This is a genomic window from Stenotrophomonas sp. 22692 (assembly GCF_052045015.1).
Taxonomy (GTDB): Bacteria; Pseudomonadota; Gammaproteobacteria; order Xanthomonadales; family Xanthomonadaceae; genus Stenotrophomonas; species Stenotrophomonas geniculata.
The window spans coordinates 40,290-53,734 of the sequence record NZ_JBQEMR010000004.1 but is presented as its reverse complement, the minus strand read 5'-3'; the positions used below and the strand labels follow the sequence as shown (position 1 = coordinate 53,734).

16 protein-coding genes are annotated in these 13,445 nt (G+C 67.4%); 6 read left to right on the top strand and 10 right to left on the bottom strand.

Annotated elements, in window-relative coordinates:
- Positions 1 to 55 precede the first annotated feature (55 nt).
- From ACTJJM_RS06295 to purE, 3 genes are all read right to left on the bottom strand, one after another.
- Positions 56 to 397: a carboxymuconolactone decarboxylase family protein gene (locus ACTJJM_RS06295; protein WP_004152082.1), complete on the bottom strand. Its 342-nt coding sequence runs from the start codon at positions 395 to 397 to the stop codon at positions 56 to 58.
- Positions 398 to 509: 112 nt separating this feature from the next.
- Positions 510 to 1,658, bottom strand: a complete 1,149-nt coding sequence (locus ACTJJM_RS06290) for a 5-(carboxyamino)imidazole ribonucleotide synthase (RefSeq protein ID WP_440865322.1) — start codon at positions 1,656 to 1,658, stop codon at positions 510 to 512.
- Positions 1,655 to 2,158: a 5-(carboxyamino)imidazole ribonucleotide mutase gene (gene purE / locus ACTJJM_RS06285; RefSeq protein WP_005412808.1), complete on the bottom strand. Its 504-nt coding sequence runs from the start codon at positions 2,156 to 2,158 to the stop codon at positions 1,655 to 1,657. Before purE ends, ACTJJM_RS06290 begins: the two co-directional genes overlap by 4 nt.
- 58 nt (positions 2,159 to 2,216) lie before the next feature.
- Here purE and ACTJJM_RS06280 point away from each other — a divergent pair, with 58 nt between their 5' ends.
- The 4 genes from ACTJJM_RS06280 to ACTJJM_RS06265 all read left to right on the top strand — a co-directional run bounded on the left by ACTJJM_RS06280 (position 2,217) and on the right by ACTJJM_RS06265 (position 4,933).
- Positions 2,217 to 2,486 carry a Trm112 family protein gene (locus ACTJJM_RS06280; protein WP_005408847.1) on the top strand — a complete coding sequence of 90 codons (270 nt, stop codon included), beginning with the start codon at positions 2,217 to 2,219 and terminating at the stop codon, positions 2,484 to 2,486.
- Positions 2,483 to 3,334, top strand: coding sequence for a carboxylating nicotinate-nucleotide diphosphorylase (nadC, locus tag ACTJJM_RS06275; RefSeq protein ID WP_010486110.1), 852 nt, complete (start codon positions 2,483 to 2,485; stop codon positions 3,332 to 3,334). The genes ACTJJM_RS06280 and nadC overlap by 4 nt, the downstream gene beginning before the upstream one ends.
- A gap of 181 nt (positions 3,335 to 3,515) precedes the next feature.
- On the top strand, positions 3,516 to 4,514 hold the full coding sequence (locus ACTJJM_RS06270) for a DUF2272 domain-containing protein (protein WP_053442778.1): 999 nt from the start codon (positions 3,516 to 3,518) through the stop codon (positions 4,512 to 4,514).
- A 68-nt stretch (positions 4,515 to 4,582) separates the two neighbouring features.
- The gene (locus ACTJJM_RS06265; RefSeq protein ID WP_005408844.1) at positions 4,583 to 4,933 is read left to right on the top strand and encodes a DUF3301 domain-containing protein; all 351 of its coding nucleotides are present in this window, start codon (positions 4,583 to 4,585) and stop codon (positions 4,931 to 4,933) included.
- Between the two features lie 104 nt (positions 4,934 to 5,037).
- On the opposite strand, the gene ACTJJM_RS06260 is transcribed toward ACTJJM_RS06265, so the two are convergent.
- From ACTJJM_RS06260 to ACTJJM_RS06230, 7 genes are all read right to left on the bottom strand, one after another.
- Positions 5,038 to 5,490: a ClpXP protease specificity-enhancing factor gene (locus tag ACTJJM_RS06260; RefSeq protein WP_005412806.1), complete on the bottom strand. Its 453-nt coding sequence runs from the start codon at positions 5,488 to 5,490 to the stop codon at positions 5,038 to 5,040.
- A gap of 84 nt (positions 5,491 to 5,574) precedes the next feature.
- Entirely contained in the window at positions 5,575 to 6,210 is a 636-nt protein-coding gene (locus ACTJJM_RS06255; RefSeq protein ID WP_005408842.1) for a glutathione S-transferase N-terminal domain-containing protein, read from the bottom strand.
- Positions 6,211 to 6,344: 134 nt separating this feature from the next.
- Positions 6,345 to 7,094 carry a cytochrome c1 gene (locus ACTJJM_RS06250; protein ID WP_440865321.1) on the bottom strand — a complete coding sequence of 250 codons (750 nt, stop codon included), beginning with the start codon at positions 7,092 to 7,094 and terminating at the stop codon, positions 6,345 to 6,347.
- Positions 7,087 to 8,346 (bottom strand): cytochrome b, encoded by a 1,260-nt coding sequence (locus ACTJJM_RS06245; protein WP_006429450.1) that lies wholly within the window; start codon positions 8,344 to 8,346, stop codon positions 7,087 to 7,089. Before ACTJJM_RS06245 ends, ACTJJM_RS06250 begins: the two co-directional genes overlap by 8 nt.
- A complete protein-coding gene (gene petA, locus ACTJJM_RS06240) occupies positions 8,346 to 8,966 on the bottom strand; it encodes a ubiquinol-cytochrome c reductase iron-sulfur subunit (RefSeq protein ID WP_010486121.1) in 621 nt (206 codons plus the stop codon). Before petA ends, ACTJJM_RS06245 begins: the two co-directional genes overlap by 1 nt.
- 164 nt (positions 8,967 to 9,130) lie before the next feature.
- Positions 9,131 to 10,057 carry a lytic transglycosylase domain-containing protein gene (locus ACTJJM_RS06235; RefSeq protein ID WP_019337152.1) on the bottom strand — a complete coding sequence of 309 codons (927 nt, stop codon included), beginning with the start codon at positions 10,055 to 10,057 and terminating at the stop codon, positions 9,131 to 9,133.
- 46 nt (positions 10,058 to 10,103) lie between these two features.
- Complete coding sequence (locus ACTJJM_RS06230) at positions 10,104 to 11,072, bottom strand: helix-turn-helix transcriptional regulator (protein WP_010486125.1); 969 nt, start codon at positions 11,070 to 11,072, stop codon at positions 10,104 to 10,106.
- 80 nt (positions 11,073 to 11,152) lie between these two features.
- Here ACTJJM_RS06230 and ACTJJM_RS06225 point away from each other — a divergent pair, with 80 nt between their 5' ends.
- Both ACTJJM_RS06225 and miaB read left to right on the top strand, forming a co-directional pair.
- On the top strand, positions 11,153 to 11,773 hold the full coding sequence (locus ACTJJM_RS06225; RefSeq protein ID WP_010486127.1) for a glutathione S-transferase family protein: 621 nt from the start codon (positions 11,153 to 11,155) through the stop codon (positions 11,771 to 11,773).
- 188 nt (positions 11,774 to 11,961) lie between these two features.
- On the top strand, positions 11,962 to 13,380 hold the full coding sequence (gene miaB, locus ACTJJM_RS06220) for a tRNA (N6-isopentenyl adenosine(37)-C2)-methylthiotransferase MiaB (RefSeq protein WP_191863135.1): 1,419 nt from the start codon (positions 11,962 to 11,964) through the stop codon (positions 13,378 to 13,380).
- The last annotated feature ends 65 nt before the right edge of the window (positions 13,381 to 13,445 follow it).

Sequence of the window (13,445 nt, the reverse complement as noted above, 5' to 3'; positions counted from 1 at the left end):
ACGCCCGGCTGCTGTCCGGCCAGCCGAGCATGGGCTCGGCTCTACAGATCAGGCATCACGCGCTCTCGTGCGCGGCCACGGCGTCCATCACCCGCGCCGAGTACACCAGCGCCGCACCGGCGTTCAGCGACACCGCCACACCGAGCGCCTCGGCGATCTCCTCGCGGCTGGCGCCGTGCTTCAGCGCGGCATCCACGTGCACGGTGATGCAGCCGTCGCAGCGGGTGGTCACGGCCACCGCCAGCGCGATCAGCTCGCGGGTCTTGGCATCGAGGTGGTTGGTCTGGGCACCGGCGTTGGCCAGCGTGGCATAGCCCTTGACCGTGTCCGGCGAGAGCTTGCCGATCTCGCCGATACGACCCTTAAGCTCCTTGCGGTAGGCATTCCAGTCGAGCATGGGGATGACTCCTGTGAAAGGAGCTCCACGCTACCACCGGGAATGTTGCGCCGATGCCTGCACCGGCGCGTCACAGCGTTGCACTGCCGGCCAACGGCCGGCACTACCGGGCTCAGCGATTGCGCAGCGCGTGTACCGCCGGCGCCACCTGGGCCTGGCGGTCCAGCTCCAGGCCGACCTGGTCCAGCGCATCGGCCAATGCAGCGGCATCATCGTCGCGCAACGTGGCGTGGCCGACCTTGCGACCTTCGCGCGGCTCCTTGCCGTAGTCATGCCAATGGCCACTGGCCTGAGCCAGCACCGGCGCGGGGTCCGGCATCGCGCCCAGCCAGTTCAGCATGCAGACGTGGCCGAGCATGCGGGTGCTGCCCAGCGGCAGGCCCAGCACCGCACGCAGATGGTTCTCGAACTGCGAGGTCTCGCTGCCTTCGATGGTCCAGTGGCCGGAGTTGTGCACGCGCGGTGCCATCTCGTTGGCCAGCAGTTCGCCGTCACGACAGAACAGCTCCAGTGCGAACACGCCCACATACTGCAGGTGCTCGGCGACGCGGCGGGCATAGCCGATCGCGGCCTGCTGATCGGCATCGGACAGCACGGCCGGGGCCACGCTGGCCGACAGCACGCCGTCGACATGCCAGTTGCCGGTGACCGGCCAGGCCTCGAAGCTGCCATCGCGGCCACGCACAGCGACCACACTGACCTCGCGCTGGAAGGCAACGAAGCCTTCCAGGATCAGCCCGGTGCGCTCGACCTGTGCGCCAAGCGCGTCCCATGCAGCGTCGATGTCGGCTTCGCTGCGCAGGCGGAACTGGCCCTTGCCGTCGTAACCGAGGCGGCGGGTCTTGAGGATGCACGGCAGGCCGAACTCGGCGGCCTTCGCGGCCAACTCGTCACGGCTGCGGATGTCAGCAAAGGCGGGCAGCGGAATGCCCAACTGCTGGAACAGGGTCTTCTCGCTCAACCGGTCCTGGGCCACCGCCAGCGCAGCCGGCGGCGGGTAGACCGGCATGCGGTCGGCCAGGAACTGCGCGCTGTCGGCAGGCACGTTCTCGAAATCGAAGGTGACCACGTCCACCTTGGCGGCGAAATCCGCCAACGCCTGGCGGTCATCGAAGGCACCGACGGTGAGCGGCGCCAGCGGGCCGCTGCAGGCGTCGGCTGCCGGGTCGTACAGTTCGAAGCGCAATCCCAGCGGCGCACCGGCCAGGACCATCATGCGGGCGAGCTGACCGCCGCCCAGGATGCCGACGGTCAGGCTCATTGGCGCGGATCGTCGTGGGCCATCACGTCTTCGGTCTGGCGTGCACGGAAGGCGTCGAGCGCCTGGCCGATCGCCGGCTGGTCGCTGGCCAGCATCGCTGCGGCGAACAGCGCGGCGTTGGAGGCGCCGGCATTGCCGATGGCGAAGGTGGCGACCGGAATGCCGGCCGGCATCTGCACGATCGACAGCAGCGAATCCATGCCGTTGAGGGCCTTGGACTGCACCGGCACGCCCAGCACCGGCACGGCGGTCTTGGCGGCGATCATGCCCGGCAGGTGCGCGGCCCCGCCGGCTCCGGCGATGATCGCGCGCAGGCCACGCGGGCCCGCCTGCTCTGCGTAGCTGAACAACACATCCGGCGTCCGATGCGCGGACACCACCTTCACTTCGAACGGAACACCCAGGGCTTCAAGCTTCTGGGCGGCGTGCTGCATGGTTTCCCAGTCGGAACGGGAACCCATGACGATGCCGACAAGCGGCGCGATCGGGTTGGGGGTCATTGGCCGTCACCTGCCTTAAAGACGTATTCTAGCCATCTTCCACGCAAGACGAAGAACCATGGATCGCAAGCTGCTCGACCTGCTGGTGTCGCCGGACACCCGCCAGCCCCTGTCCCTGCTGGATGGCAAGGGCCTGGAAGCCCTCAACAAGGCCATTTCCGCCGGCGCGGTGAACAAGGCCGATGGCAACCCGCTGGCGCAGCCGCTGCGCGAAGCGCTGGTCACCCGCGACCGCAAGCAGGTCTTCCGCGTTGACGACGGCATCCCGGTGCTGCTGGCCGAGGAAGCCATCCCCACCGCCCAGATCGCCGACTTCCCGGCCGCATGAGCGCGCTGCCGACGCCGGATGCGGCCGTTGTCGCCGCCGATGTCGCGCGTGCGCTGGCCGAGGACCTGGGCAGCGGCGACGTCACCGCTGCGCTGTTGCCCGACCAGGCTGACAGCGCGTACCTGCTGTGCAAGCAGGACGGGGTGATCGCCGGTCGCCCCTGGTTCGACGCCACCCACCGCGCGCTCGACCCGGAGGTGCGCATTGAATGGCGTGTCTCCGAAGGTGACGCGGTCACTGCCGGCACCGTGCTGGCCCTGCTGCATGGGCGCAGCCGCAGCCTGGTGAGCGCCGAGCGCACCTCGCTGAACTTCCTGCAGACGCTGTCCGGCACCGCCACGACCACCGCGCGTTACGTGGCGGCGGTGGCCGGCACCGGCACGCGCATTCTCGATACCCGCAAGACCCTGCCCGGCCTGCGCCTGGCGCAGAAGTACGCAGTGCGCTGTGGCGGCGGCGAGAACCACCGCTTCGGTCTGTACGACACAGTGATGCTGAAGGAAAACCACATCCGTGCTGCCGGTTCGCTGCCCGCAGCCGTGGCTGCCGCGCGCCGGCAATGGCCCGCGCTGCCGCTGGTGGTCGAGGTGGAGGATCTGGCGCAGCTGCGCCAGGCGCTGGAAACCGGTTGCGAACGCATCCTGCTGGATGACTTCAGCCCGGACCTGCGCCGCGAGGCCGTGCGCATCACGGCGGGCCGCATTCCGCTGGAAGTGTCCGGCAGCGTGGGCCTGGGTGGCCTGCGTTCGATCGCGGAGGACGGCGTGGACTGCATCTCCATTGGTGGCCTGACCAAGCACGTGCAGGCGATTGACCTGTCGTTGAAGCTGGGCCCGCCGCCGGGTTGAGGCCTACGGGACCTTGTAGCGCCGAGCCCACGCTCGGCTGCTTCTCGATCTGCGGCGCGCCCTGCACGCGCTTCGCGCGATAAGCCGGGCATGGGCTCGGCTCTACACAATCCGGGACGCCTTCACGGCTCGGCCACGCCTGCCTCTGCGACGCTGCCGGCATCCCCCACAGGAGCCGCGCATGCGCCGGATGCTCTTGCCTGCCTGTCTGCTGCTCGCGGCAGCCCCCTTGTCCGCAGCGGCCGCCGAAGCCTGCGATGTGCCACCGCGCTTCGGCCTGAGTCCGCTGGCGGTGGCCATCCGCAACACTGCCTGCAACGAGCACCGGCTCTGGTACCGGCCCTTCATCGACCGCGATGGCCGCGCCGCCAGCCTCAGCGTCACCGAAGCCGAACGTGATCACCTGGCCGACAACGGCCTGATCGCCTGGCAGCGCGTAGCCGGTTACTGGCGCGACAGCGGCACGCTCAACGCAATGGGCAGCATCACCGGCGCCAGCAGCTGCCTGGCGCCGCTGGGCACGCGCTACACCGACAGCGACTGCCGCGCGTTCCTGATCGACAACCCGTGGTCAGCCGCCTTCATTTCGTGGGTGATGGTGCGTGCCGGCGTGCCCGGCTTCAACACCTCGCCGCGCCATATCGACTACATCCGCGCCGCGTACCAGGGTGGGCCTTCGGGCGTGCCCTACCGGCTGGTCGACCCGGCCACCGCCAAGCCCGCGCCCGGCGACCTGCTGTGCTTCCTGCGCGACCGCAGCACCACGCTCAGCTACAGCGGGCTGGTGCAGGCGCTGGGCAACGGTTCGGTGGGCCACTGGAAATCGCATTGCGAAGTGGTGGTGGCTGCCAACCTGGGGGGCGACCAGACCCTGTACCTGGTCGGTGGCAACGTCATGAACACCGTGGCGATGCGGTTGCTGCAGCTGGACCGCACCGGGCTGATCAAGTTGCCTCCGGCACGCGAACGCAACAGTACCGGCATCGACCCCAGCTGCACGCCAGGCCGCGAGGACGAATGCAGCTTCAACCGCCAGGACTGGGCAGCGCTGCTGCAGTTGACCGCCACATCACCGCTGGTGATGCCGTCGCCAACTGCGACGCCAATGCAGTCCGCGCCACCGCAGCCGGTCGTCATACCGCCTCAACCAGTCTCTGCTGGTCCACAACCGACGCGGTGATGCGAGGCGCTTGATCCAGCGCGCGTTCGCCGCCATCTTTGCGGGATCGACCTCTGACGGCTGAAGCCATGCCCACCCTGCTGCTGTTGCTGATTGCCGGCGGAATCATCTATTTCTTCTGGAATGCCGCACGTTCGGCCGCCGAGCGCGCGGTCGAACTGGGGCGCAATGCCTGCCGCGCCGCCGATGTGCAATGGTTGGACCAGGCGGTGCACGCCACCGGCCTGCGCCTGTCGCGCGGCGAGGATGGCCGACTCGGCTTCGAGCGCACCTTCAAGTTCGAGTATTCCTACGATGGCATCGATCGCCATGTAGGCCGCATGGTGCTGCGCGGCGATCAGCTGATCTCATTCACTGGCCCGGGCGCGGCGCGGATCAGCCAGATCCGCGCAGATGTGGACGATGCCGAGGATGTGTAGGACCTGAAGGTGTGCCGACCAACGGTCGGCACCCACACAATTCCGGCACCCGCCGATAAATCCTGCAAAGGAAAACGCCGCCCATCGGGGCGGCGTCGGAAACATTACTTGACCACGCGCAGGTTCGGGCGCCCCTTCGGCGGCGGACTGGCCGGCGGCGTATCGTCCGGCGGCGTGCCTTCCTCGTGCAGCAGCTCGTCGCTGGTCGGCGCGGTTTCGTTGCCCGGAATGTCATCCGGCAATGCCATGCCCTGCCCGGTCTCGCGGGCGTAGACGGCCAGCACGGCGCTGATCGGTACCTGCACCGGGTAGCTGGTGCCGGAGAAGCGCGCCGAGAAGCTCACCATCTCGTTGTCGATCATCAGCCGCACGACGGCACGTTCGGCGATGTTGAGCACGACCCGGCCATCCTTGACCGCCGAAGGCGGGACCTGCACGCCGGGAACGCCGGCGTCGACCAGGATGTGCGGGGTCAGCTGGTTGTCGTTGATCCATTCCACCAGCGCCCGCAGCAGGTACGGGCGGTGGCTGGTCATGTGGAAGAAGTCTTCGGTCATGCGTGAAGTGTACGCGCCCGGCGCCCTGCCGGGGCGGATCGCCTGCACGCCGGTCGGCGTGCAGACGGGTAACGCATGCCCGGATCAGACCGGCAGATCGCGCAGCTTCTTTTCCTGGTCGGTCAGGCTGCGGACGAAACCGGGATGGCGGAAGATGCGGTTGCCGTAGTCTTCGATCGCCTTGCCGTCCTTCGGCAGCGGTACGTCCAGCGACTGCAGGCGCCAGATGATCGGCGCCATCGCGCAGTCGGCCAGGCTCATTTCCGGGTTGAGGAAGAACTTGCTGGCCTTGAACAGCGGCAGCGAGGCGGTCAGCAACTCCTTCAGGCGCTTGCGGCCGGCCTCGGCCTGGGTCTTGTTGCCCAGCTGGATGGCCTGCACCTGCGGCACCCAGTCGTGCTCGATGCGCAGCATGGCCAGGCGGATGCGCGCACGCGACAGCGGGTCGACCGGCATCAGCGGCGGATGCGGGTAGCGCTCGTCCAGGTACTCGCTGACCACCGACGCGGCGTAAAGCACCAGTTCGCGTTCGACCAGCGTCGGCACCGAGTGGTACGGATTGAGGTCGATCAGGTCTTCAGGCGGGTTCTGTGGATCGACCGGAACGAAGTCGAAGGTCACACCCTTGGCCGCCAGGACCAGGCGTACACGGTGGCACAGTACATCGTCGTTCGAGGAAAACAGCGTCAGTGTATTGCGCATGCGTACGCTCGCCGCCATCAAAGGCTCTCCCACGACAGGAGACCGCCTGCCGCATCGGCGCCGCCGGCACCGTGCCAGCGATCGACTCCTCCCCGAGTGTGCAACCGACCATCACAAAAGCCAATAGGCCCGTGCGATGGCCGGCGGCAGATTCAGTGAACGTCCTTCCAGTATTCCTTCTTCAACAGATACAGCAGGAAGGTCAGCAGGGCCAGGAACAGGATCACCCACACGCCCAGCTGCTGGCGCTTGAGCGCGGCCGGTTCGCCGGCATATTCGAGGAAGTTGGTGATGTCCCGCACGGCCTGGTCGTACTGCCCGGCATCGACCGAACCCAGCGTTTCAATCTTCAGGCCGGTCACCGGCGGGTCCATGCCCGGCGCTTCGGGCTTGCCATGCACGGCATGCTGCAGGCCCTGCATTTCCCACAGCGGGTTGGGCATGGACGCGTTGGCGAACAGCGCGTTGTTCCAGCCCAGCGGCCGGCTGCTGTCCAGGTAGAACGACTTGAGATAGGTGTAGACCCAGTCACTGCCCCGCACGCGCGAGATCAGGCTGAGGTCCGGCGGCATCTTGCCAAACCACTTCTCGGCATTCTCCTTGGGCATCGCCACCGGGATCGGATCGCCGATCGCCGAGCCGGTGAAGTTGAGGTTGTTCATCACCTCCTCTTCGGTCAGGCCCAGGTCCTGCGCCATCCGCGAATAGCGCAGGTACTTCAGCGCGTGGCAGCCGGAGCAGTAGTTCATGTACAGCTGCGCGCCGCGCTGCAGCGAGGCGCGGTCACCGAGGTCGTTGCCGGCCTGCAGCAGCTTGGTGCCGCCTTCGGCGGCGGAGGCCAGGAAACTGCCCAGCATCAGGGCGGCCGTCAGGGCCAGCCGGACCATCCAGCGATCAGTCATGGGTGGTCACCCTCTCCGGTACCGGCTTGGTCTTGTCCAACCGTGTCCATAGCGGCATGGTGATGAAGAACGCGAAGTACAGGAAGGTCAGCACCCGCCCGATGTAGGTCTCGTGCACGTCGGTGCCCGGGCCGGAACCAATCACGCCCAGCCAGACGAAGCACACCGCCAGCACGCCCAGCATCACCTTCGAGATCCAGCCGCGGTAGCGCACCGACTTCACCCTGGCCTTGTCCAGCCACGGCACCAGGAACAGGATCGCAATGGCCGAGAACATCACCAGCACGCCGCCCAGCTTGTTCGGCACCACGCGCAACATCGCGTAGTAGGGCGTGTAGTACCAGACCGGCTTGATGTGCTCGGGCGTCACCAGGCGGTTGGCCTCGGTGAAGTTGTCGTGCTCCAGGAACAGGCCGCCGAAACCAGGCGCGAAGAAGATGATGAAGGCGGCGATGATCAGCAGGAAGCCGGCGCCGACACCATCCTTGAGCGTGTAGTACGGGTGGAACGGAATACCGTCGGCCGGTGCGTTCGGCGACCAGCGGTTGCCCTTCGGCCCCTTCTTGATCTCCACGCCGTCCGGGTTGTTCGACCCCACTTCGTGCAGCGCGCCCAGGTGCAGCACCACCAGCAGCAACAGCACCAGCGGCAGGGCGATGACGTGCAGTGCAAAGAAGCGGTTGAGCGTGGCGTCACTGGGCAGGTAGTCGCCCATGATCCACTCGGTCAGGCCGTTGCCGATCACCGGTATCGCGCCGAACAGCGAGATGATCACCTTGGCGCCCCAGAACGACATCTGGCCCCACGGCAGCACGTAGCCCATGAACGCTTCGGCCATCAGCACCAGGTAGATCAGCATGCCCAGGATCCACACCAGCTCGCGCGGCTTCTGGTAACTGCCGTACAGCAGGCCGCGGAACATGTGCAGGTAGACCACGATGAAGAACAGCGAGGCCCCGGTGGAGTGCATGTAGCGGATCAGCCAGCCCCACTCCACATCACGCATGATGTATTCAATGGAGCCGAACGCCTCGGCGGCGTTGGTCTTGTAGTGCATCGTCAGGAAGATGCCGGTGACGATCTGGTTGACCAGCACCAGCAGCGCCAGCGAACCGAAGTAGTACCAGATGTTGAAGTTCTTCGGCGCGTAGTACTCGCTGACGTGCTTGCGGTACACCGGCATCAGGCCCGGTGCGCGGGCATTGACCCAGTCGGCCACGCCGCTGGCGGTACGGCTGAGGATATTGGCCATCAGGCAGCCCCCTGCGGATCGACACCGATGATGATGGTGTTGTCGTCCTGGTAGTGGTGCGCGGGCACCTTCAGGTTGATCGGCGCCGGCACGTCCTTGAAGACGCGGCCGGACATGTCGAAGCGCGACTTGTGGCAGGGGCAGAAGTAGCCGCCCTTCCACTGCGGGTCGTAGGGCTCAGGCCGGATCTCGGCCACCATTTCCGGCGAGCAGCCCAGGTGCGTGCACAGGCCGACCAGCACGGAAATATCCGGCTTGATCGAGCGCAGCTCGGGGTTCTGCTTCAGCACGTACTCCGGCTGCTGGTCCTTCTCGCCGGACTCGGGGTCCTTGAGACGGCCGTCCAGCCCATGCAGCGCATCGAGGATCGCCTTGGACCGCTTGACGATCCAGATCGGCTGGCCACGCCATTCCACGATCAGGCGTTGGCCTTCCTGCAGGGCGCTGATGTCGGCCACCACCGGTGCGCCGGCAAGCTTGGCGCGGGCACTGGGGTTCCAGGATTTGATGAAAGGAACTGCGGTGAATCCGACGCCGACGGCGCCCACCACGGCTGTGGTGGCAGAAAGAAAACGCCGACGTCCGGTGTTGACTGGATCGTGTACCCCATCGTTGGCCATCCGGCACTCCGATATTGATTAGGTAGCTTTAAGGCTGCCAGCGGATCCGGTGGGGGCCAGAGCCGCATTGAATCACGGTTGAGTGTAGCGGAACCGTCGCGCGCCACACAACGCTCTTTGCAAGGAGTGCCGACCAACAGTCGGCACCCACCAGTCTGCGGCACCTACTGGTGGCTCAGGGCGGTGCGGTAACGCTCGGCCAGCTGACCGACCCGGCGCACGTAGTACTGGGTTTCGCTGTAGGGCGGTACGCCGCCATGGCGGTCGACCGCGCCTTCGCCAGCGTTGTAGCCGGCTGCGGCAAGGGTCAGGTCGCCATTGAAGCGCTTCAGCAACCACGCAAGATACTGCACGCCGCCGCGGATGTTCTGCCCGGCATCGTAGGAGTCACTGACCCCGAAGCGCGCGGCGGTTGGCGGCATCAGCTGCATCAGGCCCTGCGCACCGGCACGGCTGAGCGCGGTCGGGTTGTAGGCCGACTCGGCATGGATGATGGCCCGCACCACCGCCTCTTCCACGCCGAACTCGCGCGCGGCCGAGGTGATCTCGGTCTGGAAGGCCGAGGTGTTCAGGCGCACGCTGCCGAAGTCCACGCGTGGATTGACCCCGCACGCGTAGCAGCGCTCCATGAAGCTGTAGCGGATGGTCCGCACCGGGCCGAGGTTGGCGACCTGGGTCGGGCGCGCACTGGTGTAGTGGCGCACGCCGTCCTTCATGAAGGAATAGACCTGACCGCTGACCATGCGCCCGGCACGCGAGGCGGCCGGCTGTGCCGGAGCAGCTGCGGGCGCGGATGCAGGAGCCGGCGCAACCGTTGCCGGCGCTGCGGCGCTGGCGGCAACGGCAACCGGGTTGCGTTCGATGCTGGCCACCGTGGTCGGCGCCGGCCTGGATGCGGCCACCACCGGGCGCGGCGCAGGACGGGTGTCGCGGCTGTAGCTGATGGTGCTGCAGCGCGCACCTGCCACCCGCTTGCTTACATAACTGGTGACGCCGTCAGGGCCCTGGCACTTGTACAGGGTGCCAGCGCTGGCCGGCGCAGCGGTCAGCGCAGCGATGATGATCGCCGTTGTCCCCAGTATCCCCTTCATGGCGGCGAGTGTCCCAGCTTCGCCGGAGCTTGCCAAGCGATGTGGCTCAGCCTGTGACCGGCGGCACGGCCAGCACCTGGCCCAGCCCGGCCAGGCGCTGGGCCAGTTCGTCGCGCAGGCCCGGCGGCGTGGTCCACAGCGCCACCGGCACGCGGTCCAGGCTGAGGATCTGCGCAAGCATCATGCCCCGGCTCTCGGCCCCCATGCGCAGCAGGCAGTGCTCGGCACCATCCGCCTCCAGCACCCCGCACCAGGGAGGAATGCGGCCTTCCAGCTCGGCGCGGCTGCCGGCCAGGCGGACGATGGCCTGCAGCGCGAACGGGGCCTGGCTGACCGCCTGCCGCACCATCACGTCCGGGGGTGCCGGCGTGCGCCGATGCAGGCCGGGCTCGGTGCATTCGCGCACCGCGCCCATCCGGTCCACACGCAGGGTGCGCCAGTCCTGCCGGCCCAGATCCCAGGCCAACAGGTACCAGCGCCGGCCGTAATTGACCAGGTGCTGTGCCTCGACTTCGCGCTGGGTAACAGCCTCCTGCGCGCTGCGGTATTCGAAGGCCAGCCGTGACGCCTGCCGGCAGTACTGGGCCAGCCGTCCGAGCAGGCGTGCGTCGGTGGACGGAAGATCGGACAGGGTGGCCGTCGCTGCATGCACCTCGCCGGCCTGCTGGCGGCGACGGGTCGGCACCAGCGGGTCGAGCTTGGACAGCAGGCCACGCGCGGTGTCGTCGATGCCGGCGACGGTGGCCGAGGCCGCGCGCAGGGCGATGGCCAGGGTGGTTGCCTCCTCCTCGTCCAGCAGCATCGGCAGTACCGGTGCCCCGGCCCCCAGCTGATAGCCGCCGCCGACCCCGGCCGAGGCCTGCACCGGGTAGCCCAGCTCGCGCAGGCGCTCGATATCGCGGCGGATGCTGCGCCGGTCCACACCCATGCGCTCGGCGAGCTCGGCCCCGGACCACTGGCGGCGGGCCTGCAACAGGGCGATCAGGCGCAGCAGTCGGTGGGCGGTATGGCGCATGAAGGATCGAGGACAGAAGTCGTCCGCAATAGTGCCCCAGGATGGCCTCCAGTTCACCACCCACCGCAAGGAGCAATGCCATGAATTCACGCCGGATCACCCTGTACCACGCCGCCCGTTCCCGCTCGAGCGGCGCCGTGGCCCTGCTCGAAGCGCTGGGTGCCGACTACCGCATGCAGGTGCTGGACCTGAAGGCCGGCGCCAACCTGGCCCCGGCCTACCTGGCCATCAACCCGATGGGCAAGGTGCCGGCCATCGTCCACAACGGCGCACTGGTAACCGAACAGGTGGCCATTTATCTGTACCTGGCCGACCTGTATCCGGAAGCCGGGCTGGCCCCGCCGATCGGCGACGCCCTGCGCGGGCCCTACCTGCGCTGGATGGCCTTCTATGGCGCCTGTTTCGAGCCGGCGATGATCGACAAGGCGATGCATCGCGAGCCGCCGCCGCGCCTGATGTCGCCGTACAACGACGCCGAGACCGTGCTGCAGGTGGTCGAGGCCCAGCTGGCGCAGGGCCCGTACCTGCTCGGCGAGACGATGAGCGCCGCCGATGTGCTGTGGGGCAATGCGCTGGCCTGGACCACCGCCTTTGGCCTCGTACAGCCGGCGCCGGCAACAGCCGACTACATCGCCCGGATGAGCGCGATGACCGCCTTCGACCGGTCGCGGCGGATCGATGCGGAGCTGGTGGCGGCGTAATCAGCGCCCCCTTGTAGAGCCGAGCCCACGCTCGGCTGCTCCTCCGCCTTGCACAAGGCAGCCGAGCGTGGGCTCGGCTCTACAGTGATGACCACGCCGGGCTTGGGCTTGGCCGCATGAACGCGGCGGCTGGCGCGGGATGCGGGTAGAATTGCCCGCTTTCCCGCCACCCGAATGGATTAAGCGCCATGACCGGGACGCCAGACGTCTTTCCGCCCGCCACGCCGGGCGGTACCCCGCTCGTTGCCCTGCCCGCTGGTCCGCGCAAGCCCGACCAGGTCAAGGGCAAGCTGTACATCAAGACCCACGGTTGCCAGATGAACGAGTACGACTCGGCCAAGATGGCCGACGTGCTTGCCGCCAGCGATGGCCTGGAACTGACCGATACCCCGGACGACGCTGACGTCATCCTGGTCAACACCTGCTCCATCCGCGAGAAGGCGCAGGAGAAGGTATTCAGCCAGCTGGGCGTGTGGAAGGGCCTGAAGAACAAGGGCCGCGAGGTCATCATCGGCGTCGGCGGCTGCGTCGCCTCGCAGGAAGGCGAAGCGATCATCAAGCGCGCGCCGTTCGTCGACCTGGTGTTCGGACCGCAGACCCTGCACCGCCTGCCGGAACTGATCCGCGCGCGGCGCGAACAGAAGCGCCCGCAGGTGGACATCAGCTTCCCCGAGATCGAGAAGTTCGACCGCCTGCCGGAGCCGCGTGCCGATGGCGCCTCGGCGTTCGTGTCGATCATGGAAGGCTGCTCGAAGTACTGCTCGTTCTGCGTGGTGCCCTACACCCGCGGCACGGAGGTCAGCCGCCCGTTCGAGGACGTGGTGGTGGAAGTGGCCCAGCTGGCCGCGCAGGGCGTGCGCGAGATCAACCTGCTCGGCCAGAACGTCAACGCCTACCGTGGCCCGTATGGCGATGGTGAGTTCGCCGACCTGGGCCTGCTGATCCGCACCATCGCCGAGATCGATGGCGTTGGCCGCATCCGCTTCACCACCTCGCACCCACTGGAGTTCAGCGATTCGCTGGTCGATGCGTTCCGCGACGTACCGCAGCTGGCCAACTTCCTGCACCTGCCGGTGCAGGCCGGCAGCGACCGCGTGCTGTCGGCGATGAAGCGCGGCTACACCGCACTGGAATTCAAGTCGAAGATCCGCAAGCTGCGCGCGGTGCGCCCGGACATCTCGATCAGCTCGGACTTCATCGTCGGCTTCCCCGGCGAGACCGATGCCGATTTCGAGAAGACCATGAAGCTGATCGAAGACATCGGCTTCGACCACAGCTTCTCCTTCATCTATTCGCGCCGCCCGGGCACGCCAGCGGCCGACCTGGAGGACACGATCAGCGATGCCGAAAAGCACGCGCGCCTGTCGCGCCTGCAGGAGCGCATCAATGCGCACGCGGCCAGCATCTCCCAGAAGATGGTGGGCACGGTGCAGACCGTGCTGGTGGAAGGTCCGTCGCGCAAGAATCCGAACGAGCTGACCGGCAAGACCGAGAACATGCGCTCGGTGAACTTCCCGGCGCCGGCACGGCTGATCGGCCAGTTCGTGGATGTGGTGATCACCGAAGCGCTGACCAATTCGCTGCGCGCGCGGGTGCTGGCGGAGTAAGGTCTGGGTGTGCCGACCAACGGTCGGCACCCACCGGAAATGATGCCGGCCAGCGGCCGGCACTA